The 22,082-nt window shown below is 73.0% G+C and carries 19 protein-coding genes; 16 read left to right on the forward strand and 3 right to left on the reverse strand.

What is annotated here, in order from left to right; all coding sequences use genetic code 11:
- The first annotated feature begins 130 nt into the window (after positions 1–130).
- The 6 genes from ABB07_RS39535 to ABB07_RS39560 all read left to right on the forward strand — a co-directional run bounded on the left by ABB07_RS39535 (position 131) and on the right by ABB07_RS39560 (position 6,933).
- A complete protein-coding gene (locus tag ABB07_RS39535; protein ID WP_208903992.1) occupies positions 131–1,204 on the forward strand; it encodes a bifunctional DNA primase/polymerase in 1,074 nt (357 codons plus the stop codon).
- Positions 1,201–2,742, forward strand: a complete 1,542-nt coding sequence (locus tag ABB07_RS39540; RefSeq protein ID WP_208903873.1) for a DNA primase family protein — start codon at positions 1,201–1,203, stop codon at positions 2,740–2,742. Before ABB07_RS39535 ends, ABB07_RS39540 begins: the two co-directional genes overlap by 4 nt.
- A 193-nt stretch (positions 2,743–2,935) precedes the next feature.
- Positions 2,936–3,319, forward strand: a complete 384-nt coding sequence (locus tag ABB07_RS39545) for a DUF6009 family protein (protein ID WP_208903874.1) — start codon at positions 2,936–2,938, stop codon at positions 3,317–3,319.
- Positions 3,320–3,920: 601 nt separating this feature from the next.
- On the forward strand, positions 3,921–5,033 hold the full coding sequence (locus tag ABB07_RS39550; RefSeq protein WP_208903875.1) for a bifunctional DNA primase/polymerase: 1,113 nt from the start codon (positions 3,921–3,923) through the stop codon (positions 5,031–5,033).
- Positions 5,030–6,562, forward strand: a complete 1,533-nt coding sequence (locus tag ABB07_RS39555; protein ID WP_208903876.1) for a DNA primase family protein — start codon at positions 5,030–5,032, stop codon at positions 6,560–6,562. The genes ABB07_RS39550 and ABB07_RS39555 overlap by 4 nt, the downstream gene beginning before the upstream one ends.
- A complete protein-coding gene (locus ABB07_RS39560) occupies positions 6,559–6,933 on the forward strand; it encodes a DUF6009 family protein (RefSeq protein ID WP_208903877.1) in 375 nt (124 codons plus the stop codon). The genes ABB07_RS39555 and ABB07_RS39560 overlap by 4 nt, the downstream gene beginning before the upstream one ends.
- A 133-nt stretch (positions 6,934–7,066) precedes the next feature.
- Here ABB07_RS39560 and ABB07_RS39565 read toward each other — a convergent pair whose 3' ends face one another.
- Both ABB07_RS39565 and ABB07_RS39570 read right to left on the reverse strand, forming a co-directional pair.
- A complete protein-coding gene (locus ABB07_RS39565; RefSeq protein ID WP_208903878.1) occupies positions 7,067–7,735 on the reverse strand; it encodes a ScbR family autoregulator-binding transcription factor in 669 nt (222 codons plus the stop codon).
- Positions 7,736–8,594: 859 nt separating this feature from the next.
- On the reverse strand, positions 8,595–9,101 hold the full coding sequence (locus tag ABB07_RS39570) for an AfsA-related hotdog domain-containing protein (RefSeq protein WP_208903879.1): 507 nt from the start codon (positions 9,099–9,101) through the stop codon (positions 8,595–8,597).
- Positions 9,102–9,373: 272 nt separating this feature from the next.
- Here ABB07_RS39570 and ABB07_RS39575 point away from each other — a divergent pair, with 272 nt between their 5' ends.
- Both ABB07_RS39575 and ABB07_RS39580 read left to right on the forward strand, forming a co-directional pair.
- Positions 9,374–10,138 (forward strand): glucose 1-dehydrogenase, encoded by a 765-nt coding sequence (locus ABB07_RS39575; RefSeq protein WP_208903880.1) that lies wholly within the window; start codon positions 9,374–9,376, stop codon positions 10,136–10,138.
- A gap of 127 nt (positions 10,139–10,265) precedes the next feature.
- Positions 10,266–11,258: an NAD-dependent epimerase/dehydratase family protein gene (locus ABB07_RS39580; protein WP_244189844.1), complete on the forward strand. Its 993-nt coding sequence runs from the start codon at positions 10,266–10,268 to the stop codon at positions 11,256–11,258.
- A 511-nt stretch (positions 11,259–11,769) separates the two neighbouring features.
- Here the strand turns inward: ABB07_RS39580 and ABB07_RS39585 are convergent.
- Positions 11,770–12,771 carry a ScbA/BarX family gamma-butyrolactone biosynthesis protein gene (locus ABB07_RS39585; RefSeq protein ID WP_208903882.1) on the reverse strand — a complete coding sequence of 334 codons (1,002 nt, stop codon included), beginning with the start codon at positions 12,769–12,771 and terminating at the stop codon, positions 11,770–11,772.
- 501 nt (positions 12,772–13,272) lie between these two features.
- Here ABB07_RS39585 and ABB07_RS39590 point away from each other — a divergent pair.
- The 8 genes from ABB07_RS39590 to ABB07_RS39625 all read left to right on the forward strand — a co-directional run bounded on the left by ABB07_RS39590 (position 13,273) and on the right by ABB07_RS39625 (position 22,049).
- Positions 13,273–13,857, forward strand: coding sequence for a ScbR family autoregulator-binding transcription factor (locus ABB07_RS39590; protein ID WP_208903883.1), 585 nt, complete (start codon positions 13,273–13,275; stop codon positions 13,855–13,857).
- 404 nt (positions 13,858–14,261) lie between these two features.
- On the forward strand, positions 14,262–15,095 hold the full coding sequence (locus ABB07_RS39595; protein WP_208903884.1) for an AfsR/SARP family transcriptional regulator: 834 nt from the start codon (positions 14,262–14,264) through the stop codon (positions 15,093–15,095).
- 94 nt (positions 15,096–15,189) lie between these two features.
- Positions 15,190–16,134: an SRPBCC family protein gene (locus ABB07_RS39600; protein WP_208903885.1), complete on the forward strand. Its 945-nt coding sequence runs from the start codon at positions 15,190–15,192 to the stop codon at positions 16,132–16,134.
- Positions 16,135–16,190: 56 nt separating this feature from the next.
- The gene (locus tag ABB07_RS39605; protein ID WP_208903886.1) at positions 16,191–17,486 is read left to right on the forward strand and encodes a hypothetical protein; all 1,296 of its coding nucleotides are present in this window, start codon (positions 16,191–16,193) and stop codon (positions 17,484–17,486) included.
- Positions 17,480–18,373, forward strand: coding sequence for a 4'-phosphopantetheinyl transferase family protein (locus tag ABB07_RS39610; RefSeq protein ID WP_208903887.1), 894 nt, complete (start codon positions 17,480–17,482; stop codon positions 18,371–18,373). The genes ABB07_RS39605 and ABB07_RS39610 overlap by 7 nt, the downstream gene beginning before the upstream one ends.
- Before the next feature lie 139 nt (positions 18,374–18,512).
- A complete protein-coding gene (locus ABB07_RS39615; RefSeq protein ID WP_208903888.1) occupies positions 18,513–20,573 on the forward strand; it encodes a condensation domain-containing protein in 2,061 nt (686 codons plus the stop codon).
- Between the two features lie 87 nt (positions 20,574–20,660).
- Positions 20,661–20,861 carry an acyl-CoA carboxylase epsilon subunit gene (locus tag ABB07_RS39620; protein ID WP_208903889.1) on the forward strand — a complete coding sequence of 67 codons (201 nt, stop codon included), beginning with the start codon at positions 20,661–20,663 and terminating at the stop codon, positions 20,859–20,861.
- Positions 20,862–21,176: 315 nt separating this feature from the next.
- On the forward strand, positions 21,177–22,049 hold the full coding sequence (locus tag ABB07_RS39625; RefSeq protein WP_208903890.1) for an AfsR/SARP family transcriptional regulator: 873 nt from the start codon (positions 21,177–21,179) through the stop codon (positions 22,047–22,049).
- Positions 22,050–22,082: the final 33 nt, after the last annotated feature.

A 22,082-nucleotide genomic window follows, 5' to 3' on the forward strand; every position in this document is an offset into this window, starting at 1 on the left:
TCCCGCCCGGCCCGGTGTTTTCGCCGTCCGCGGGGACCGAGACTCAAGAGCGACGAGGACGATCCACGTGCCGTGCCCCGGTCAGACCGCCGCGCCCGCCGCGCAGGCCAGGCAGGTGACCCCGCATGCCGTGGCCCGCTGGTGCGCCCTGCAGGGGTGGCCGGTGCATCCGCTCGCCCCGGGCCGCAAGACGCCCGCCGCGAACTGTCCGGCCTGCCGGGGCCGCAGCCATGACCCGCGGACGTGCCCGTGCCCGGCAGAGGGCCGGGCCTGCCATGGCTTCCACGCGGCGACGACCGATCAGGAACGCATCGACACCTGGTGGGGGCGGAGTCCCGCGGCCGGTGTCGGAGTGGCCTGCGGGCCCGCGGGACTCGTCGTCCTCGATGTCGACGCCCACCCGGCTCCGGTGCCCGACCGCAGCAGGCTCCTGCCCGGCATACCCATTCACGAGACTGTGGACCTGGCCGGTCTCGCCTCGGGGTTCGACACGCTCGCGCTGCTGGCGGCGTTCCGCGGGCAGCCCGACCCCGCCCGGGACGAGGACACCCTGCGGGTGCGCACACCGTCGGGCGGCCTGCACATCTGGTACCGCGTGCCCGAGCCGGGCACCCGGTTCCGCTGCTCGACGGGGTCCAGTGCGAAGGTGGCGCTGGCCTGGCAGGTCGACGTGCGGGCGCACGGCGGGTACATCGTCGCGCCCACCACACGGACCGCTCAGGGCACGTACGAGGTTCAGGGGCCCGCCCGGACGCCGGCACCGCTGCCCGCCTGGCTGCACACCGAGCTGGTCCGCACCGGGCATCTGGTCACCCTCGCCGGGCCGCAGCCGCCTGTGGGGCCACAGCCGCCCGCTGGGCGCCAACAGGCCGCTGGTGCGCCCCAGACCGTCGGGGGAGGGGCCGCGCGGCGCAGGGGGCGGGGTACGGCCGCACGGCGCGTTCTCGAGCCGTTGCTGGCGGAGGTCGTGCGCTGCGGGACCGCACCGGAGGGCACCGGGTTCACCGAGAAGCTCAACCGGGCCGCCTACACGGCGGGCGGGCTCGCGGCCGCCGGGCACCTCGAGCACGCCGGGATACGCGAGGAGTTGCTGGCCGCGGCACACAGCGCGCGTCCCTGGCAGGATCGCCGTAACGAGAAGATCATCGACGACGGGCTGGCCGCAGGCCGCGCGCGCCCGTTCCACCTCGAAGGACGTACATGAGCAGCGCCGAGAGCACGCCGCGGTTCGATCCCCAGGCTGCCGCTCAGCAGATGCTCGAGCTGCAGGAGAACGAGCCGCCCGCCGCCGTCCTGCCCGCGCAGGCCGCCCCGCCCCAGGACTTCTGCGCGCCGGACAGCGCACGGCAGGAGCCGGTGCGGATGCCCCCGCACCTGAGCGACCGCGGCAACGCCCGGCTGTTCGTGCAGCTGTACCGCGACCGGTTCCGCCATGTCGAGGGGCTGGGATGGTTCGCCTGGGACGGCTACCGCTGGAAACGCACCGGCGGGGAGAAGGCGGCCCTGTGGGCGGCGGGCGAGATGGCCGAGGACCTGCCGGAGACCGACCCGCTCGGCCGGTACGGCGACCGTGAACTGACCACGCACAAGCGGCGGACGCTGTCCACGACCGGGATAAAGGCGCTGCTCACCCAGGCCAAGGCCGCTCCGGACCTGTCCGTGGATCCCGACACGCTGGACGGCGATCCGTACACGCTGTGCACGCCGTCCGGCGTGGTCGATCTGCGCACCGGTCAGCTGAGCAAGCCCGATCCGAAACGGGACTTCCACTCCCGGGCCACCGGTGTCGCGCCGCAGCGGATGCCCACCCCCCGGTGGGAACGCTTCCTGGCCGACACCTTCGGTGACGACGCCGAGGGCCGGGAGATGGTCGACTTCCTGCACCTGCTGCTGGGGTACTCCATCACCGGCGACGTCGGCGCCCAGGTTCTGCCCTTCCTGCACGGTGAGGGCAAGAACGGCAAGTCCGTCCTGCTCGACACCATGATCCAGATCCTGGGCGACTACGCGGACGCCGCGCCCCCGGGCTTCCTGATGGACCGTGGGGCCTTCTCCGAGCACTCCACCGAGCTGACGGAGCTGCACGGCCGGCGGCTGGTGGTGTGCAGCGAGCTGAAGCCCAACGACAAGTTCGACGAGGCCCGGGTCCGCCTCCTCACCGGCGGCGACAAGATCAAGGCCAGGCGGATGCGGCAGGACTACTTCTCGTTCACGCCCACCCACCACCTGTGGCTGCTGGGCAACCACCGGCCCGAGGTGTCGACGGGCGGGTTCGCGTTCTGGCGGCGGATCCGGCTGATCCCGTTCACCCGGATCGTGCCCGCCGAGCGCCGCATCGACAACCTCGCCTTCGAGCTGGTCCGCGACGAGGGGCCCGGCATCCTCAACTGGCTCGTCGAGGGCGCGCGCCGCTACCTGGCCACCCGGGACCCGCTGGACGGCCCCGACCGGGTACGGGTGGCGACCACGGAGTACGCGCAGACCGAGGACCACATCGGCCGCTTCCTCGGCGAGTGCTGCATCCGGGAGAGCGCCGGCCCGGCCGAACTGCGGGTCGAGCAGGGCCTGCTCTACACCACGTACCAGGGATGGTGCACCGCGGGCGAGGGGATCCGCCCGGCCACTCCGCGGGCCTTCGCCACGCGCGTCCGGCAGGAACTGGGCCTCACCTCGCCCGCCGCCATGATCAAGTCCAACGGCCGCAAGTACTACCCGGGGATCGCCCTCACGGGGGCGGAATGACCGCCCCGTCCCGTCCGCGGGCCGTACGGCGGCATCTCCGCCCCGCGCGGGAGGCCTCCTACGATGGGGGGCGAACGGCCGTTCCCGCGGCGCTCTCCCGCCCCGGTCGCCGGGACGCGGACCACAGCACGACACATACACACCAGGCCGGGCCCGCTGCGGAGGGCCGGCCGCCGAAGGAGGGGCTGGAGCCATGAGCTCGCTTCTGAACGAGAGCGACCTCATCCACGAAGCGAAGGTGGTGTGGCTGGAGCCCGTGGACGGCCTGGACTACGTGCGCCAGGCGCTCGACAAGACCAGACGCCGGGGCACCAAGCCCCCGTACGCCCGTGACGGGCGCATGGTCGGCTACGCCGTTCTGGACGACGCGGCGGAGGCCGATCCCGACAGCGGGCTGTACCGGCGGCGGGTGTTCTTCCTGCTTCCCCACGACCGGGACAGCCTTCCCGAGGGCCTGTACCGGGAAGGGGCGCCCGGTGAGGCGGTGGATCCGCGCACCATCGAGCCCAGGAAGCCCGGCAGCAAGACGCCCCGGTCCCAGCGCGGGCCGTCCGCCATAGCCGGCGCCGCGTCTTGAACCCAGCCCCGCTCGGTTGGGTGGGTGGTCGGTCGGTCGGTCGCTTCGGTCGCTGGTGCCGGGTGGACAGCCCGATGCAGAAACGGTCATCCAAGTTCGGTCCAGAGTCGCTTGAGTCGCTTGGGTCGCTCAGGGGACAGCGACCCAAGGGCGGCGGCCGGGGCGCAGCGACTGAGGAAAAGCGACCGGACGAGGGCCGGGCCGCTGTTGGGTCGCTGCTCGACAGCTGGGTAGAAGGCCAGGTCAGAGGCCTGTTGGCGGCCGGACAGCGACTGAAGCGACTCAAGTTCCGGGTATATGGAGACATTCGCGTGTGTGCGCGTATGCGCGTGCGTGCGCGTGTGGGCGTCATATGGAGGGAACTTGAGTCGCTTCAGTCGCTGATTGGCGGGTAGTTGGGCCTTGACCTGCGATTCTGTCAGCGACTGAAGCAGCGACCGAAGCACTGGCCGAGTCGCTTTCGGTCGCTGCGGGCCGTCGTTGGGTCGCTGCCGCTCCCCGGATGCGGAATCACTTCTTGCTCACTTGGCCCCACCTTTGTCAGCGCTTCGCTAGTGTGTTCCTATCCTTGAGTCGCTTCGGTCGCTGACGGGGGAAACACATGACCGATGAGCTGCGGGCTTTACGCAGCGACTCACGGCGATCCGCCACTGACCGGGCGGGCGCCTCGCAGTCCTTGGCCATCGCCCGGTGGTGCGCCAGCCGCGGCTGGCCGGTTCACCCACTGGCCCCGGGACGCAAGACGCCCGCGGGCAACTGCGCGGTCTGCCGTGAGCCCGGGCACACCCACCGGGGCTGCGGTTGTCCCGCCGCCGGTCGCTGGTGCCACGGATTCCGGGCCGCCACACTGGACTTCGCCCGGATCGAGCAGTGGTGGGGGAACCACCCGGAGCTGGGGGTCGGGATCGCCTGCGGCCCCGCCGGACTGGTCGTCGTCGACATCGATGCCCACGCCCGTCAGCTGCCCGGACGCGACCGTCTGCTGCCCGGCATCGACATCGCCGAGACCGTCGACCTGACCGGGCTCGCCAACGGCTTCCACACGCTCGGGGTGCTGGCCGCGCTGCGCGGCGCGGTCTCTCCCGCGGACGACGGGACGACCCTGCGGGTGCGCACGCCCTCCGGCGGGCTGCACGTGTGGTACCGGGCCCTGGGCGGGCACCGCTGGCAGTGCTCCGCCGGCTCGGGCGGCGGCCGGGCGCTGGCCTGGCAGGTCGACGTACGGGCGCACGGCGGGTACATCGTCGCCCCGGGCACCGTGACCGCGGCCGGTCCGTACGAGGCCCTGGGCACGGCACGCGAGCCCGCTCCGCTGCCGGGCTGGCTCGCGCGGGAACTGGAGCGCACCGGCCATCTGCCGCCCGCGCACCTGCCCGCGCCCCGCCCGGTGCCGCCGCGGGCCCGGCAGGCCGTCCTGGCCGCCTCGGGCGGCCGCGGAGCCGCGGGCCGGGCGCTGGCCCCGCTGCTGGCCGAGGTGGCCGCCTGCGGTGCCGTACCGGAGGGAGCGGGATTCACCGAGAAGCTCAACCGGGCGGCGTACACCGCGGGCGGGCTCGTCGCCGCCGGCCTGCTGGACGAGGAGAGCGCCGAGCGGGTCCTGCGAGAAGCCGCCGCGCAGGCGCGGCCCGGGCAGGAGCGGCGCTACGGCGCCGTCATCCGCGGCGGGCTGAGCGCGGGCCGTACCCGTCCGCTGTCCCCGGGAGGCCGCCAGTGACGGGCCAGGACAACGCCCTCTTCGACGCCGGCTCGGTCGCCGCGCAGATCCTGGCCCAGACCGTCCCCCAGGCGCGCAGAGAGGCCCAGGGCGGCACCCAGGGCCGTACGGAGGGCCACGGCGGCCCCCGGCCCGCGGGGGCGGCCTGCGCCGACGGGCTGCTGCCCGACACCCTCAGCGACCGTGGCAACGCCAAGCTGTTCGTCAGCCTCTACGCCAACGACTACCGGCACGTGCCCGGGCTCGGCTGGTTCCGGTGGGACAGCACCCGCTGGCAGATCGACGAGGACGACACCGTGCTGTGGGCCGCCGGCGACCTGGCGGAGTCCCTCGCCACCACCGACCCGCGGGGCGTGCACAGCACGACCGCCCTGCAGCAGCACCGCCGGCGGGCGCTGAGCACCAGCGGGATGAACGCGATGCTCACCCAGGCGAGATCCGCCCCCGGCATGGTGCTCAACGCGGCGCTGCTGGACGCCGATCCGTACGCCCTGTGCACGCCCGGCGGCATCGTCGACCTGCGCACCGGGCTGCAGCGCGTGCCGGACCCGGACAAGGACTTCCACTCCCGCTCCACCACCGTGACACCCGAACCGATGCCGACGCCCCGCTGGGACCGGTTCCTCGCCGACACCTTCGGTGACGACGCCGGGGGCCGGGAGATGACCGACTTCCTGCAGCTGCTGCTGGGTTACTCCATCACCGGCGACGTCGGCGCCCAGGTGATGCCGTTCCTGTTCGGCTCCGGCAAGAACGGCAAGTCGGTGCTGCTGGACGTGGTGATGAAGCTCGTCGGCGACTACGCGGACGCCGCGCCGCCCGGGTTCCTCATGGCCCGCCCCTACGAGGGACACCCCACCGACCTGGCCGAACTGCACGGGCGCCGGGTCATCGTGTGCAGCGAGGTCAAGCCGGGGGACCGGTTCGACGAGGCCCGGGTGAAGCTGCTGACCGGCGGCGACCGCATCAAGGCACGGCGGATGCGGCAGGACTTCTTCAGCTTCCAGCCGACCCACAAGCTGTGGCTGCTGGGCAACCACCGGCCCGAGGTGGGCACAGGCGGGTTCGCGTTCTGGCGGCGGATGCGGCTGATCCCGTTCGAGCGGGTCGTGCCGGACCACCGGAAGGTCGACAACCTGGCGGACATCCTCGTGACCGAGGAGGGGGCGGGCATCCTCAACTGGCTCGTCGCCGGGGCACGGCGCTACCTCGGCGGGGAGCGGGACCTGCTGGGCCCGGAGGCGGTGCGCATCGCCACCACGGCGTACGCGGAGACCGAGGACCACATCGGGCGCTTCCTCGGCGAGTCCTGCCGGCGCGAGCCGGGGCTGAGGGCGGAACAGGCCGGTCTCTACGCGGCCTACAGGACGTGGTGCCAGAATGAGGGAGCCCCGGCCGTCTCGTCCCGGTCCTTCGCCGCGCGGGTCCGGGAGGTGGTGGGACTGGCGTCTCCGAAGCAGATGATCCTGTCCAACCAGCGCAAGTACTATCCGGGCATCGGGTTGGCAGCCGACGAGGAGACAGTATGAGTGCCCTCATAGCCGAGGACGAGATCGTCCACGAGGTCGACCTCGTCTGGCTCGAGGACATCAGCGGGCTGGACTACGTACGGCAGAGCCTGGACCGGCTGCCGACCCGCCGGGGCAGGCCCGCCTACCACCGCGACGGCCGCATGGTCGGCTACGCGCTGCTCGGCCCGAAGGCCAAGCCGTCCCGCTCGTCGGGGACCTTCCGCCGCCGGGTGTTCTGGCTGCTGCCGCACGACCGGGACACCGTCCCCGACGGGCTGTACGCCACCGGGGCGCCCGCCGAGGCCATCGACCCGCGCACCCTGGCGCCGGGGAGCAAGGGGCGCAAGACGCAGCGGTCGGAGGGCGGGGCGGTGTCGTCGCCGCGGTAGGCGCGACACGGCCGGACGGATCCCGGACGGGCCCGGAGCGCCTTCCGGCACGAGCACGGCGGCCGCCCGAGGGTGGCGGTCCGCGTCCCCGGCGCCCGTGGGCCGGCCCGATCGGCGGCGTCCGCGCGCTCTCCTAGGCGACGGTGACCCCGGCCACCTCGTCCAGCGAGGCCTGTACTTCGGCGAAGACCCTGGCCCCTCGCGTCTCCGACAGGTCCAGAGCGGTGATCAGCGAGGGCGTGACCACGCTCGGCAGGATGTGCCGCAGCAGGGCGCAGGAGCGCTGCATCAGGTCGTCGTAGTCGCTCATCGCGTGCGACATGGACTGGACGCCCGCGAAGGCACCGGTCAGTACGTCGGCCGTCTCCTCCGGTACGACATGGGGCAGCAACTCGCCCTGGGCGCGGGCCTGTTCGAGCAGCTGGGACGCGAGGGTGCTCCACTTCAGGAAAGGCGTCCTGCGGTCCAGTCCGTGGGACGTCTGGTCCATGGCCAGCCGCACGCCCGCGCGCACCATGGGGTCGGTCTGCAGCCGGTGCGCGTGGAGCATCACCACGTCCACGAGCTCCTGCACCTTGCTCGGGCGTTCCGGCAGACTGATCACCTGGTCCTGGGCGCTCAGCACGCCCTGCGCCAGGTCTTCCTTGGACTGGAAGTGGAAGTAGAGGGCCCCCTTCGTCACGCCGGCGGCGTTGAGGACCTCGCTGATGGTCGCCGACCGGTAGCCGCGCGACTCGAAGACTTCGGCCGCCGCGGAAAGGATCTTCCGGCGGGTGCGGATCGCACGGTCCTGCATTGCCATGAACACTCCGTCCGGTGCGCCGTACTCTTGCCAGGGCAAACAAACCGCCCAGTTTGTATATTACACGCGAACGGCCCGCTGTGAATCAGACCGTCCGCCACGTGGGACCGAAGGTCCGGGACCGGCCACGCCGAGAGGGAACAAAACACGCTAACCAGTTGCCGACAGGGTGGAAGGCGGAACACCCGTGCCCCGCGTAACCGGAGACGGCGGAACCGTGAGGTGGCACGTCGTACGCCGGCTCCGGCGAGGGCCGTTCGACGCATTCCCCGGAGGGGTCGCAGCGTGCGTTTCTCGTCACCGGTCCTGGCGACCGAGGCGGCGGCGAGCGCTTCGTGGGTGTCGCGCGTCTGACCGGAATCCGACGGATCGTGGAACTGCCGGCAGCCGCCGACACCGACCTCGGTGCGGACGGCCCCATCGCCTGCCGCCGGCGCGCCGACGGGCAAGTACTGTGCGCCTGCTTGCGCGAGCGGGCCCTGTGCGGACTTCGACCGACGCCGGGCACGGCGACCGCGGCGGCAACCGGCCTCGAGCTGGTCGCCGCCGTCGGGCAGATCGTCCCGCCCGCCCGGCTGCCCGGCCGTCCGCAGCGCCGTGAGGCGCCGGGGGAGGAGCCGGCGCGCACCGTGCCGGGTGGCCCGGCCCGGGAGCCGGCCGCCGGGGCTGTGCGACGCGGCATCGGGAACTGGTACCCCGGTCGGGGCGCGTCCTGCGGTGTCCGAGGCGACACGGTTCCCGGCCCGGCCTTTCCGTACGCAGGCCGAGGACCGTCCGTCCGCTGTCGCCTGAGTCTCGTGGCCATTCGGTCCGGGGCGGGCCGCGGATCGCCCCGCACCGGCCGTCGTCGGCACCGGATCTAGCGGGGACAGGCTGCCGCGGTGACAAGGCACTGGAACACCTCGCATGCGTTCTGACGACCGGTCACCAGGACCGACTGCGTCGTGCCGTCGGGCGACAGCCCCTGATGCGCGGCCGCGATCAGACAGCACTCGTCCGGTTCGACGGACCGGTTGAAGGTGCTGCTCATGCTGAGAGGCACCCTGCAGGAACGTTCCAGCGCTGCAGCTGCAGCCTGCCGGGCCGCCTCGACCAGGACCATGCCCGCCAGCACGACGTCGGACGGCGAGGTGCGTCCGACCCGCTGCGGCGAAGCCGGAGCCACCTCGTGCTCCGCGTGGGCGAGCAGAGAACCGACCTGCCGGATTGTTTCAGCGAGGATGAGCGGGTCGTGGAGCCAGCCCTGAAGGCGTGTGAAAAAGCCGTGCGCGCAAGGCCAAGACGGTCGTCTTGAGGGTGAGGCCACCGCGCCCCCCTCCGCCTCGTGGGGTGACGTGCGCTCGACCTGGAACGTGATCGCGGACATGGCTCCCCCTGGGCCGTGGCGACGCGCGGTGTGGCGCTTCCCGGTGAAGAAAGATACATACCAACCGGTTTCGTTTCTACCGGTAGCGCAGACTCCGCCTGGCCGAGATGCGGAGGAAATCGATCCGATCGAGCCGCTCACTCGTGTCCTCCTGCGGCTGCCCACGGCGGCAAGCCGCCGTCCCCGAAGCCGCTGAGCAGCGACCAGCGGATCAGCACCCGGGAACGACCCGGGACTGCTCATAATGATGGTCGTCACGGGGGGAGGCGGACATGGGTGTCCTGACGGGGAAAACCGCGCTGGTCACCGGTGCCAGCAGAGGTATCGGTCGAACCATTGCGACGAAGCTGGCGCAGGAAGGCGCCCTGGTCGCCGTGCACTTCCATGCTGACCGGGCTGCGGCTGACAAGACGCTGGACACGATCGCGTCCAGCGGAGGGCAGGCGTTCGCCCTCAAAGCACAGTTGGGCGTTCCACAGGACGCCGAGACGTTGTACGGCGAATTCGATGCCGGGTTGGCGAGGTACGGCCGGGCTCCCCGGCTCGACATACTGGTGAACAACGCGGGAACCAGCGGGTCGGCCCGCATCGACGAGGTGACTCCTGAGCTCTTCGACCGGATTTTCGCGGTGAACGCCAAGGCGCTCCTCTTCGTCGTGCAACAGGGGCTGCAGCGGATGCGCGAGGGCGGCCGCATCATCAATGTCTCGTCGGCGGCCACCCGGATCGCGTACCCGGAGTCCGTCGCGTACGCGATGAGCAAGGGGGCGGTGGACACTCTGACGCTCGCTCTGGCCAAGGAGCTCGGACCGCGTGGCATCACGGTGAACGCCGTGCGTCCCGGATTCATCGAGACAGACATGAACCGAGCGAAGCGCAGCACACCCGAAGCGGCGGCACAACTGGCGTCGTGGTCCGTCTTCGACCGCATCGGACAGCCTTCGGACGTCGCCGACATAGTGGCGTTTCTCGCGTCCGACGCTTCGCGCTGGATCACCGGTCAGTGCATCGACGCGTCTGGAGGATCGCGACTGTGAGGACGCTCGGCCCGGTACAGCGGGCACCGCGAACCCGCGTTCGCCCACCATCCGCGTTCACCAGGCGCATGCGCGGGCCGGCGTCCGCCGGGTCCCGGTGCTCATGGACGGAAAGGGTGAGCCGCTCGTGACCGCTTCCGTCCGGGCCCCGCGGACCTCGCGGGGCGCCGTGCTCGTCGTCGGGGGCACAGGATTCGTCGGCAACGCCGTGGTGCGGGAACTGCTCTCACGAGGTGGTTCCTCCGCCGGCTCGGACATCCGTGTGCTGTCCTCCCGCGTGGTGCCGGCGACGTCCGTCGCCGGGGTGCGGCACGTGCGGGCCGATCTGACCCGACCGGACACCCTCCGTGGTGTGTGCGAGGGTGTGACATCTCTCCTGCATGTCGCGTCCTACGTGGGGCGTGACGAGGAGCGCTGTGAGGCGGTCAACCACCGTGGCACTCAGGCGCTTCTCAAGGAGGCCCGCCGGGCGGGCGTCGAGCGTTGCGTCTATGTCAGCACCACCTCCGTGTACGGCACGGGGCCTCACCGTGAGGCGCGGGAGGGACAGTTGACGCCGCATCCGGAGTCTGCGGCGAGCGCGTCACGTCTGCGGGCGGAACAAGCGGTGCTCGACGCGGGGGGCATCGTCCTGCGCCCCCATCTCGTCTACGGCCAGGGGGACATCTGGGTCGTCCCGGCCATCGCCCGTCTGCTGGCGCGGGTGCCCTACTGGCCGGCGGACGCGTTGCCGCGCCTGTCGATGATCAGCGTGAACGATCTCGCGCGCTGTGTGGTGTCCCTGGTGCACGGCCGGGAGACGCCGCATGGTCCCGATGTCTACCACGCGGCGGATCCGGAGCCCGTGCAGATGGACCGACTCCTGCAGGTCATGCATCGCACCCTCGGCCTGCCGCTGCCCGAGTACACCATGCCGGTGGCCGAGCACCGTGCGCTGACCGCCCGGGCCATGCCCGGACTCTCGCCCCATCAGTACGCTCTGCTCACCCAGGACCATTGGTACGACAGCACTCGCCTGTGGACCGCCATCGCCGACGACCCGGGGCCCGGTCTGGAACACCGCTTCGCCGAGTGCCGCGCTTGGTACATGGCACATCTGACCCGAACCGGCGTCCTGTGACCGTGCCCGAAACCGGGCGTTCGGCGGGCTCAACGGGGCCGGCCCTCACACTGCCGCAGGCGGTACGGCCTCCCGATGCGGTGAGCGGGGCACGGGAGGACACCTGACTCGTTGGGGCGGCCTTGGTGTGATCGGCCCATGTGTACGCCCGTCCGGCGTGAGCTCGGCCGAGGACGGGGGCGACGGGCCCGTACCCCGGATGCGCGTGCTGCCGGCCGTGGGGCGGGAGCACTGTCGCGAACACGCTGTCCTGGGCGGCCTCCGAGGGAGGACGGCCCGGCTCTCCCGGCTGCTGGGCCGTCCGCTCCGTTATGAGGAGCTGCGTGAGGACGCCACCCGCGTGGGGCCGCGGGCCCGGCACCCGGAGCCGGTCGTCGAAGCGTTGCCGCACAGCGCCCGGTGCCGGCTCGACCGCGCGAAGGCGGGGGTGCGGCATACGGTGCCCGAGGTGACAGCACGCCCGGCGAGGGGCGGACACGGGTCGCCCGGCGCCGGGCCTGGCGCCGCTGTCTCAGGGCCTGGTGTGGGAGGCCATCGCGCTCACGAGGCAGGTGAACACCTCGGCGCCGTTCTGCCGGGCCGTCACCTGGACCGACTCGGTCGTACCGTCAGCCGAACGCCCCTGGTGCGTGGCCTCGATCAAGCAGGGTGCGTCCAGTTCGACGTACCGCTTGAAGGTGCTGTTCATGCGGAGAGGAGACAAGGAGGAACGTTCCAGCACACCAGCCGTGGCCTGCCGTGCCGCCTCGATCAGGACCATGCCCGGCACATGGTCGACCGGGTGGTCGAACAGGACCGGATGGCGGGTGTCCACCCTCAGCTGCCAGCGGTGCGGCCCGTCGGCGGGCGACAGCACGACGTCGACCGGCGAGGTGCGTCCGACGCTCTGCGGCGAGGCGGGCGCGGTGAGCGGCAGCGCGCGGATGAGGGACAGGTCCTGGCGGCCCCGCAGCCGGCCGTACACCGTCGGCGTCGCCGTGCTGAACGAGGCCTTGCCCCTTGCCACGGGGGCCCCGTCCCGCAGCACCGTCGCCTCGTAGCCGAGCTGGGCGAGGCTCCCGCCGCGGCACTTGACGTCGGTGGCGGTGACGAGGAGTTCCAGGGAGGCCGGCACGCCCCCGACCAGGAGCCCTGCGGGCTCCACGGCGATGTCGAGGCGCCACATGAGGAAGTGGTGGCCGAGCGGAACCCCGTACTCGGCGTGGGCCAGAAGCGAGCCGACCTGCCGGACCGTCTCCGCGGCGATGAGCGGATCGTGCAGCCCGTCCTCGGACGGAGTGAAGAAGCTGTGCGCGCGCGGCCATTGCGCGGTCACCGTGAAGCGGGTGTCGTCCTGGCGCTTCCAGCTCGTCAGCATGACCTCGGCGACCGCCGCGCGATGGACGAACTCCTTGGGAACGGTCGTGGTCAGCGCGGGGAAGGCGAAGGCAGCCGGTTCGGGCGTCGGGACCGCTGTACCCCCCTTCACCCCGGACAGCGGTGCGCGCTCGACCTGGAACGTACTCGCAGACATGGCTTCCCCCCTGGTGCCGTGGCGCGGTGAGTGTGGCGCGGTGGGTTTGTGCGCGGTGGGTGTGGCGCTCGAGCAAGGAAGATACATACCAACCGGTTTCGTTTCTACCGGTAGCGGAGCTTCCGCCTGAGCGAGATGTGGAGGCGATCCATCCGCTCGCGCGCCCACCCCTGCCCCCCTGCGATTCTGGGCCGGAAGCACTGCCCGCGCAGGCGTTGCGCTGCTCAAGCCGCCCTGCAGCGATCTTTGAGCGGGTGGGCGGTAGATGGCCGAAAGTCGGTGGATGATGAGGCGATTCAGCCGGTGATCCCCCCGCCCGGACGTCACCGAGCACATGCTCCGCGACCCAACTAGTTTCTATACCCACTTACAAACCATCCCTGCGGTTTGTTAGCGTGACGTCTGCAAGGTGCTGATCGACTCCCTGACCATGCCTACGCGTCAAGCACACCGACCCGCCGGCGAGGAAGCACGGGAATTCCCTCAGTAACGGAGTACGTGATGGTCAAACAGGAACGGGCGGTGCGGACGAGGGAGAACCTGATCAGGTCCGCGGCCGAGGTGTTCGAGCGGGAGGGGTACGCCCTGGCGTCGCTCACCGCGATCAGCTCGCAGGCCGGGGTGAGCAACGGCGCCCTGCACTTCCACTTCGCCAGCAAGGAGGAGCTGGCGCGGGAGGTCGAGGGGGCCGCGGCCGAGGTCGTGCAGAAGATGGCGGAGAGCTGCCGCGACTCCGCCGACACCCTGCTGCACTCGCTCGCGGACGCCACCTGCCGGCTGCTCGACACCGTGGCCGGCGATCCCCTGGTCAGGGCCGGCTTCAGGCTGGGTCGGGATCCCTCGCGCAAGAGCGGGGAAGGGGGGCTGTGGCGGTGGTGGTGCGCGTGGGTGCAGGACCTGGTCTCCCAGGCCCAGGAGAAGGGGGAACTGGCGCAGGGTGTCTCGCCCGAGGACGCCGCCGCGGCCATCGTCGCCGCGACGGCCGGCTTCGAGGTGCTGGGCACCTGGAACCGCGACTGGCTGTCGGGGGAGCGGGCGACCCGCTTCTGGAGCCTTCTGCTGCCCCTGCTGGCGGCCCCGCCGTGACAGGCCCCGGCGGACCGGACGGTCCGAGGGGGGCCGGGTGGCCCGCCGGGGCGCGACGGCCCCGTGGAGCGGGGTGGGTCCACGGGGCGGAGTGGGCCCACGGGCGCAGTGGTGAGGGGACGGCCACCGGGTGACCGGGCCCCGGTGCGGCGGGCCTTCCCCGAAAACCGTCCAGGGGACGGGTAATGGTCCGGTCCGCGACCGCACCATGCGTCCTCATCGGAACCCCTTTCCGAGGCATCTGCCCCGACAAGTCCCGACAATTCACCGCGCTCGCGGGCGTCTTGAGTCCTCGTCGAGGGTAAACAGGGCGGCCGGTACCGTATTGACATACCGCGCATGCTGTTTTTTACTCGAGGTGCTAGGGGAACGCTGCAGACGGCACCAAGAATGGGGGAGACGCCGTGGACATCGACGTGCTCGGCACACTCGCCGTACGGCTCAACGGGGTGTCCATCGCGCCGACGGCACCCAAGCCGCGCCAGGTGCTCGCTCTGCTGGCGCTGCGCGCCGGTCAGGTCGTACCGGTGGGTGTCCTGACCGAGGAGCTGTGGGGGGCCGAGCCCCCGCGCAGCGCCCGCGCCACCCTGCAGACCTACATCCTGCAGCTGCGCGAACTCATCACCGCCGCCCTGGCGAACGGCGACGGGGGCGGCGCCGGGCAGCGACGCCAGGCCAAGGACGTGCTGCTGACCGTACCCGGCGGCTATCTGCTCAAGGGCGGCGACGGCACCAGTGACGTACGGGAGTTCGAGCGGCTGGCCGGATCCGGGTACCGGGCCATGGACGCCGAGGACTTCCCGCAGGCGGCCCGGCTGCTGCGCGAGGCGCTCGGGCTGTGGACCGCCCCCGCGCTCGCCGACGTCCACACCGGCCCCCAGCTGCGCACCGAGGTCAAACGGCTGGAGGAGAGCCGGCTGTGCGCCCTGGACCAGCGTGTCGAGGCGGACCTGCGGCTCGGCCGGCACCGTGAGCTGCTCGCCGAACTGACCGTGCTGGTCAACCAGTACCCCACGCACGAGAGCCTGTGCGGTCAGTACATGCTCGCGCTGTACCGCTCCGGCCGCCGCGGCGAGGCGCTCGACGCCTACCAGCGGCTGCGCGCCACCCTGGTGCGCACCATGGGCCTCGAACCGTCCCCCGCGCTCGCCAAGCTGCAGCGCTCCATCCTGGTGTCCGGCCCCGGCACCCTCCCGGCCCGCCCCGCGGCGAGCGCGTCCATGGCCCCCGTGGGCTGACACCGGGTCACCTCGCCCCCCTCCACCAGGAATCGAGCACCGCTCAGGCCCGGCGGTGCAGCGTGGGTCACATACCTGGAGGAGGGGGTCGCGCATGTCGTCGCAGCGAGTGCACTCCGCCCAGCACACCGTCCCGGTCGCGGCGCCCGCCGGCGTCGTCTACGGCCTGCTCGCCGACGCCCCGCGCTGGCCGGTCCTGCTGCCCCCCTTCGTCCACGTCGAGCGCATCGACTTCGACGGCACCGAGGAGAACCTGCGGCTGTGGCACCTGCGGCACGGCCAGGTGTGTTCCGCGCTCGCCCGCCGCGTGCTGCGGCCCCGGGAGCGCCGTATCGAGTTCGAACTGCAGGACGCCCTGCTGCCCGGCGCGCCGACGTCCGGCGTCTGGAGCGTGGCACCCGACGGCGCCGACCGGTGCCTGCTGACCCTGCGCCATGAGCGCCCGGCCGACCCCTGGGAGACGCCCGAGGCACTCGAGACGGACGTGACCACCGAACTGGTGGCGCTGCGCGGGGCGGCCGAGCGCTGGGACCGGCTGGACGAACTGCTGCTGTCCTTCGAGGACAGCGTGTACGTCTCCGGCTCCCCGGAACTCGTCTACGACATCCTCTACCGCATCGAGGACTGGGTCGACCTGGTTCCCCACGTCGAGCGGGCCGAGGTCACCGAGGACCAGCCGGGCGTGCAGATGACGGTCCTGCACACCTGCGCCCCCGACACCGGGCGGACGCTGGTGTCCGAGGCCGTACGGCTGTGCTTCCCGGCCGCCGGACGGATCGTCCACAAGGAGACCGTGACGCCCGATCCCGTCGCCGCGCACTACGGGGAGTGGTACCTGGAGCCCGACGCGACCGGAGTGCGGGTCGTCTCCGGCCACCACGTGATGCTCCGGGAGAGCGCGGTGGAGGCCGTCCTCGGCGAGGGCGCTCTTCTCGTGGACGCCCGCCGGTACGTGCGCGAATGGCTGGGCCGGTCGAGCACGGAGGCCCTGAGCCTGGCGCGGTGGCACGCCGAGAGCGCCGTACGCCGACTGCGATGAGCCCGCCGGAGACAGACCGCACGGCGCCCGGCACCACGACGACGAGGAGATCGGCGATGGCCCCGACCCGGCCGGCCCCGCATGCCGGGCGGCCCCCGACGACCCGGATCCCGCCCGGCCCGGCGGACGGACCGGCAGGCGCGGCGCAGTGTGCGGCGCGCCTCGAAGCGCTGCTCGGCGACCCCCGCGACCCCGCCAACCCCTACGGCCGGTCCGCCCTGTGGGCCGCGGGCCACGACTCCTTGCCCGCCCCGCCCGCGGGCCTTCCCGGTGCCGCGGAGCTGCCGGCCGCCGATCAGCTCGCCCGCGCCCTGCGCCCGCTCCTGCGCCGGGACCTCGCCCTCGCCCACGCCTGGAGCATCCGTCCGCTGCTGAGCACACCGGTGCCGCACCCGGCGGCCGCGTTGCTCGGGCCGGCGGCGCTCCTCGCGTCGGCGGGCGGCGTCCTGCGCAGCGTGACCCGCATCGTGGACGGCCTGAGCAGGTACGAGGCCACGGCCCGGCCGTGGCAGCCGGTCCTGGCCTGCGTCTTCGCGGACCTGCTGGCCTGCGAGAGCCTGACCGCCGTGGCCCTGCGGTCCTGCTCCGGCCCGGGGACGCCGCAGCGGGAGGCCGGCGAGCCGCTCGCCGCCGTGGTCGGGTACCTCGTGCCCGAGTTGGTCGGGGAGCTGCTGGGCGATCTCGAACTGGTGCTGAACGAGTGCGGTTTCGACGGCGACACCGTCGAACGGCGCACGCTGGCCAAGATCCTCCGGGACCGGGCGTTCGCCCGGGCCGACTGGACGGCCGCCAGTGCCGCCCAGACCCGGATCGTGCGGGGGCTGAGCGCGGCGGGCGGCTCGTGGCCGGACGAGGGCGCGGACGGCGCGGCGCTGTTCCGGATCAGCGAGGCGGCCCCCGCCGGGGCACCGGGCACCGGCCCGCAGGCCGTCGCGGCGACGCTCGCCGGTGCCGCCGACCGGCTCGCCGGTGCCGGCGACGCCGACACCGAGGCGCTCGGCCGTGCCGCCCGCAGGCTGGTCGTCGAACAGCGGGCGCTGCGGGCCGCCTGCGCGGCCACCGCCGTGCACGACCCCGCCGACCCGGCGGCGCGTGCCCTGGCGGACCGTCAGGCCCTGCTGGTCCTGGCCGCCGCGACGCTGGGGGTGCGGGAGGCGGCGGCCGGGGGGCGGCTGTCCTTTCTCGGCGGTGCCGGCTGGGCGCTGCTGGCGCTCGGACGGATCGTCGAGCGGCTCGGACTGCCGCTGCCCGACCGGATGCCCGCCCCGCAGCCGGGCGTCTGGGCGGAACTGGCCGGGCGCGCGGCGCACGGCGTGGACTGCGACCTGTATGCGACGAGGCTGCCATGGTGAACACGACAGGCGCGGCGCACGGCCGCGCACCGGCGGTGCCGTTCCCGTCGCCGCACCACGTTCCCGGGCCGGACGGGCCCTGGGAAGAGGTCCAGGAGCGGATGGAGCGGACGGGCCGGGCGGTGGTGCACGCCACCTGGGGCCAGTGGCTGACACCGGCCCTGCTCGATCCCGGGCTGCGTACGCTGCTCGGCCGCGACTGGCCCCGCTACCGCCGGCATCCGGCCCCGTCCGGCCGGCTGACCCTCGCCGTCTCCCGGGTGGTGCTCAAGTACACGGCCGCCGCGGCTCTCCAGGTCCCCGCCGACCGGATCGACCTCGGCTGTCTGCCGGGCGGGCGGCCCGTGCTGCGCGGGCTCGGCGCGGACCTGCAGGTGAGCCTCAGCCACACCGACGAGCTGATCGTGGTCGGCGTCAGCCGGACCGGGCCGGTCGGTGTGGACGCCGAACCCGCCGGGCGCCGGATCTCCCTGGCGGCGCTGCGCGACCACGTGTGCACCGCCGAGGAGGCCGAAGTGCTCATGGCCCTGCCCGAGGAGGAGCGCGCCGACCGGTTCCTGCGGCTGTGGACGCTGAAGGAGGCGTACACCAAGGCGCTCGGGCACGGCATGCGGCGCAGGTTCTCGGCGTTCGGCTTCGCGTGGGACGCGACGGGAACCGCCCGCCTGACCGGGGACACGGCCGGGGAGTGGGACTTCGCCACCCATCTCGTCGAGGGGCGTTTCCTGGTGAGCGAGGCGCACCGGCAGGCCCCCGCCCCCGCGGTTGCGGAGGGGACGCGGGCCCCGTCACCCGCGGCCGAGGAGGTGCGGACGCCCTCGGCGGAGGAGCCGCACGGCGCCCGGGTCATCGGCTTTCCGGGGCGGCGGGGCCCCCGGCAGCGATGAGCGGCAGCGTCGGGCGGGGCCGCGTCGGGCGGGACTGGCGGGTGTCGGCCGGACGCGCTGTGCAGAAACGATTCGAAAAGGAGGTCGGGGTGCCGGAGACGGCTGCTGCGGCAGAGGTGTCCGGCACCCCGGGGAGCGGATGAGGAGCCATCACTCGCAACGGGGCGCCGTCCTCGCCGTGGTGCACGAACCGCTCGGCATCCAGGCCTGGTCGCCGCTCGTCTTCGAGCTGTGCGGACTCGCCCCCGCGGATGCCGAGGCGGTCGCCGCGCGCGTCGCCGAGCGCCACCGGGCGTACGACGTCGAACTGGACGCCGTGCCGGACGACGTGCCGGACGGCGGGCGCTTCGGCCGGTGTCTCCTGCGGCTCACACCCCGCGACCCGGCCGACCCCGGCGGGCCGCTCAGCGACGAGCTGCTGGCCGACCTGCTGGCGCCGCTCGCGGCGGACACGATCGCCGTGACCGGCGACCAGCGGGCGCTGCTCGCGGCGGCGGTCGGCGGTCAGGACGGCCCCGGCCGGTACGTGGAGCAGCTCTTCTGGGACTGGGCGGGGCCGCTGGACCTCGGCCGGTTCGTCACCGCCTGGCAGTCCGTCGCCGAGCGGGAGGCGGTGCTGCGGGCGTCCTTCGACTGGGCCGGCGCCGCCCGCCTGGTGCTCCACGAGCGCGCGGTCGTGGAGGTCGTACGCCACGTGCAGGCCGACGTCGGCTGGGGCGAACTGCTCCGGCAGGACCGGGCCCGCGGCTTCGAGCTGTACCGGCCGGGTCTGCTGCGCGTCTCCCTGCTCGACAAATCGCCGGACGCGGCCGGAGCTGGGCGGTCGTCCACCCGTCTGCTGGTGACCTATCACCGGGCCCTGCTCGACGAGCGCGGGGCACGCCTGCTGGTGCGTCAGTTCTACCGTTCCTACCTCGCCGGCGGCGTGCTGCCCGGCGGGGACCGGCGGCCCGACATCCGGGACCACGCCCAGTGGCTGACCCGCCAGGACACGGCCGGCGCCAGGGAGTTCTGGTCGACGGCCGCACCGCCCGCCGGCGCCGCCGTCAGCCCGGGCCGCACCGGCGGGCCACCGCAGCGGCACGCCGAGGGGCCGGGCCGGCTCCAGCGCCGGCTCGGGCCGCCCGGGACCTCCCGGCTGCGTTCCTGGGCCGCGGAGCGGGGCGCGGGGGAGAGCAGCGCCCTGCACGTGGTGTGGGCCCTGTTGCTGTACCGGGCGGCCGGGGCCGAGGGACCGCTGCCGGTGGCCTTCGGCGTGCATCTGTCCGGGCGGGACATGTCGCTGCGGGCCGCGGCCGACATCCCCGGTCTGCTGGGCAACCCGCTGCCGCTGACGGTCACCGTGGACCCCGCCGCGCCGCTGGCGGACCTGCTGCTCCGGGTGCGGGACGCCGCGCTCGACCTCACCCCTTACGCCTGGGTCGGCGGGGACCGGATCCGGGAGTGGAGCGGGCGCGCCCCGGGCTCCGGCCTCACCGAGACCACCGTCCGCTTCGACAGCCACCCCGAACTGCCCGACAACCTGCGGGCCGAGCTGGCGGCGCAGGGCATCCGGGTGGAGGCGCCGCAGAGCGCCGGCGGTGACACGATTCCGCCCGTCACGCTCGTCGCGCACTACGACACCGAGGGCGCCCTCGTGCTGACCGTCCTGTACGACCGGGCCAGGGTCACCGACACCGACGCCTCCGGCCTCCTCTCGCAGTGCCTGCGCCTGCTGCGCGGTCTGCCCGAGCGTTCGGAGGAGGGGTTCACCGTCGGCGACGCCCTGCGGTTGCTGGGCACCGCCGAGGTGCCCCGCGTGACAGCGCCCGAGCCCGACGGGAGCCGGCGGGCGCTGGCGGTGCTGCGGGCCGGGGAGCCCGAGGCGGACGTCGTGTGCCTGGTCACCGTTCCCGGTGTCACGCCCGGCGCGTACGAGACGCTCATGCGCGAGCACGAGGGGCCGGAGCGCATCGTCTCGCTCAGCGTGACGGGCCGGCAGGTGCCGCCCGATCCCCTCCGGGAACTGCTCGGCGGCGGGCGGCGGTTGACCCTGTGCGGTGTCGGTCCGGCCGGCCCGGTCGCCCACGAGATCGCCCGCCGTACGGCGGAGCGGACGGGCGAGGTTCCGGCCGTGGTCATGACCGGGGTCGGCGGTGCCGTCGAGAGCGCGGAGGCGTTGTCCCGGGCCCTGCGGGCGGTGCAGGCGCGCAGCGCCTGAGCGGTGGTGCCGCCGCCCGTTCCGTCCACCGCGCCGAGAGCGTCTCTCGAGCGCCATGGCCGACGGTGGCCGAAAAGAGGAGGCGGCATGGGCGACACCGACCGCGGCGGACCGGCTCTGCGCGTCGAGCGCGGCACGGCGACCGAGGAGGAACTGGCCGCACTGGCCGTCGTACTGCTGGCCCTGCGTGGCCGGCCGGCGGACGCGGTCGCACCGGTGCGGCCGGTCGACGCCCCGCGCTGGTGGCGGCGGCCGACGGGGTACCACGGATCGCACAGCTGGCAGTGAGGAAGCACCGCCCCGGTCACGCGACAAGAACTCACGGTCTGTTTCTTGGTGGTCCCTTGGGGCCGGATGGTCTGTTCACCTGGCGGCGAGCCGTCCTCTTCGTGGCGGCGCATACCGGTCTCCAGGTGTGCATGCCGGGCACCAAGTCGACTGCCAGATCGGGTGAGTTGGCAGGTGGGCGACTGTCTTCGAGGTCTGCTGCACTGCCGCTCGAAGGCTGTTAAAAACAGGACGACTGGTCTCGTATTGACATACCGTACGTGCTGTTTTTAAATCGTGAAGTGCCAGCAGCGCACGCGGACTAGGGGAGACGGCGTGGACATCGACGTACTGGGCGCACTGGACGTGAGGGAGAACGGGGTGTCCGTCGCCCCGACGGCGCCGAAGCCGCGCCAGGTTCTGGCGCTGCTGGCGCTGCACGCGGACCGGGTGGTGCCGGTCGCCTCACTCGTGGAGGAGCTCTGGTCGGACCGGCCGCCGCGCAGCGCGCGCACCACCCTGCAGACCTATGTGCTGCAACTGCGCGAGCTCATCGCGACGGCGCTCGCCCGCGGCCCCGGACAGCAGTCCGGCGCCGGGCCGGAGCGCCGTACCGCCAAGGACGTGCTGCTCACGCTGCCGGGCGGATACCTGCTCTCCGCCGGCGGCGGCACCAGCGACGTCCGGGAGTTCGAGCGGCTGGCGGGGCTGGGCTACCGGGCCATGGACGCCGGTGACTTCGCGGGTGCCTCGCGCACCCTCGCCGCCGCCCTGGACCTGTGGTCCGGATCCGCCTTCGCGGACGTGCAGACCGGGCCCCTGCTCACCGTGGAGGCCAAGCGCCTCGAGGAGAGCCGGCTGTGCGCACTCGACCAGCGCATCGAGGCGGACCTGCGGCTCGGCCGGCACCGCGAGGTGCTCGCCGAACTGACGGTGCTGACGAGCCGTTACCGCACGCATGAGAACCTGCACGCCCAGTTCATGATCGCGCTGCACCGCTCGGGGCGGCGGGGCGAGGCGCTCGACGCCTACCTGCAGCTGCGCACCACCCTCGGGCGCGACCTGGGCCTGGAACCCTCGCCGCGGCTGCGCCGGCTGCAGCACTCGATCCTGATGGCCGCGCCCGAGACCGCGCCGGGTCCGGCGGCACCGGCCCGCGCCGCCCGAGCCGCGCACCCGCACGACGGACCCCTGGCACCGACCCACTGACCCTCCGGCGCGAGGCGCCAGATCCTTGGAGGC

This window comes from Streptomyces incarnatus (genome assembly GCF_001027185.1).
Taxonomy (GTDB): Bacteria; Actinomycetota; Actinomycetes; order Streptomycetales; family Streptomycetaceae; genus Streptomyces; species Streptomyces puniciscabiei.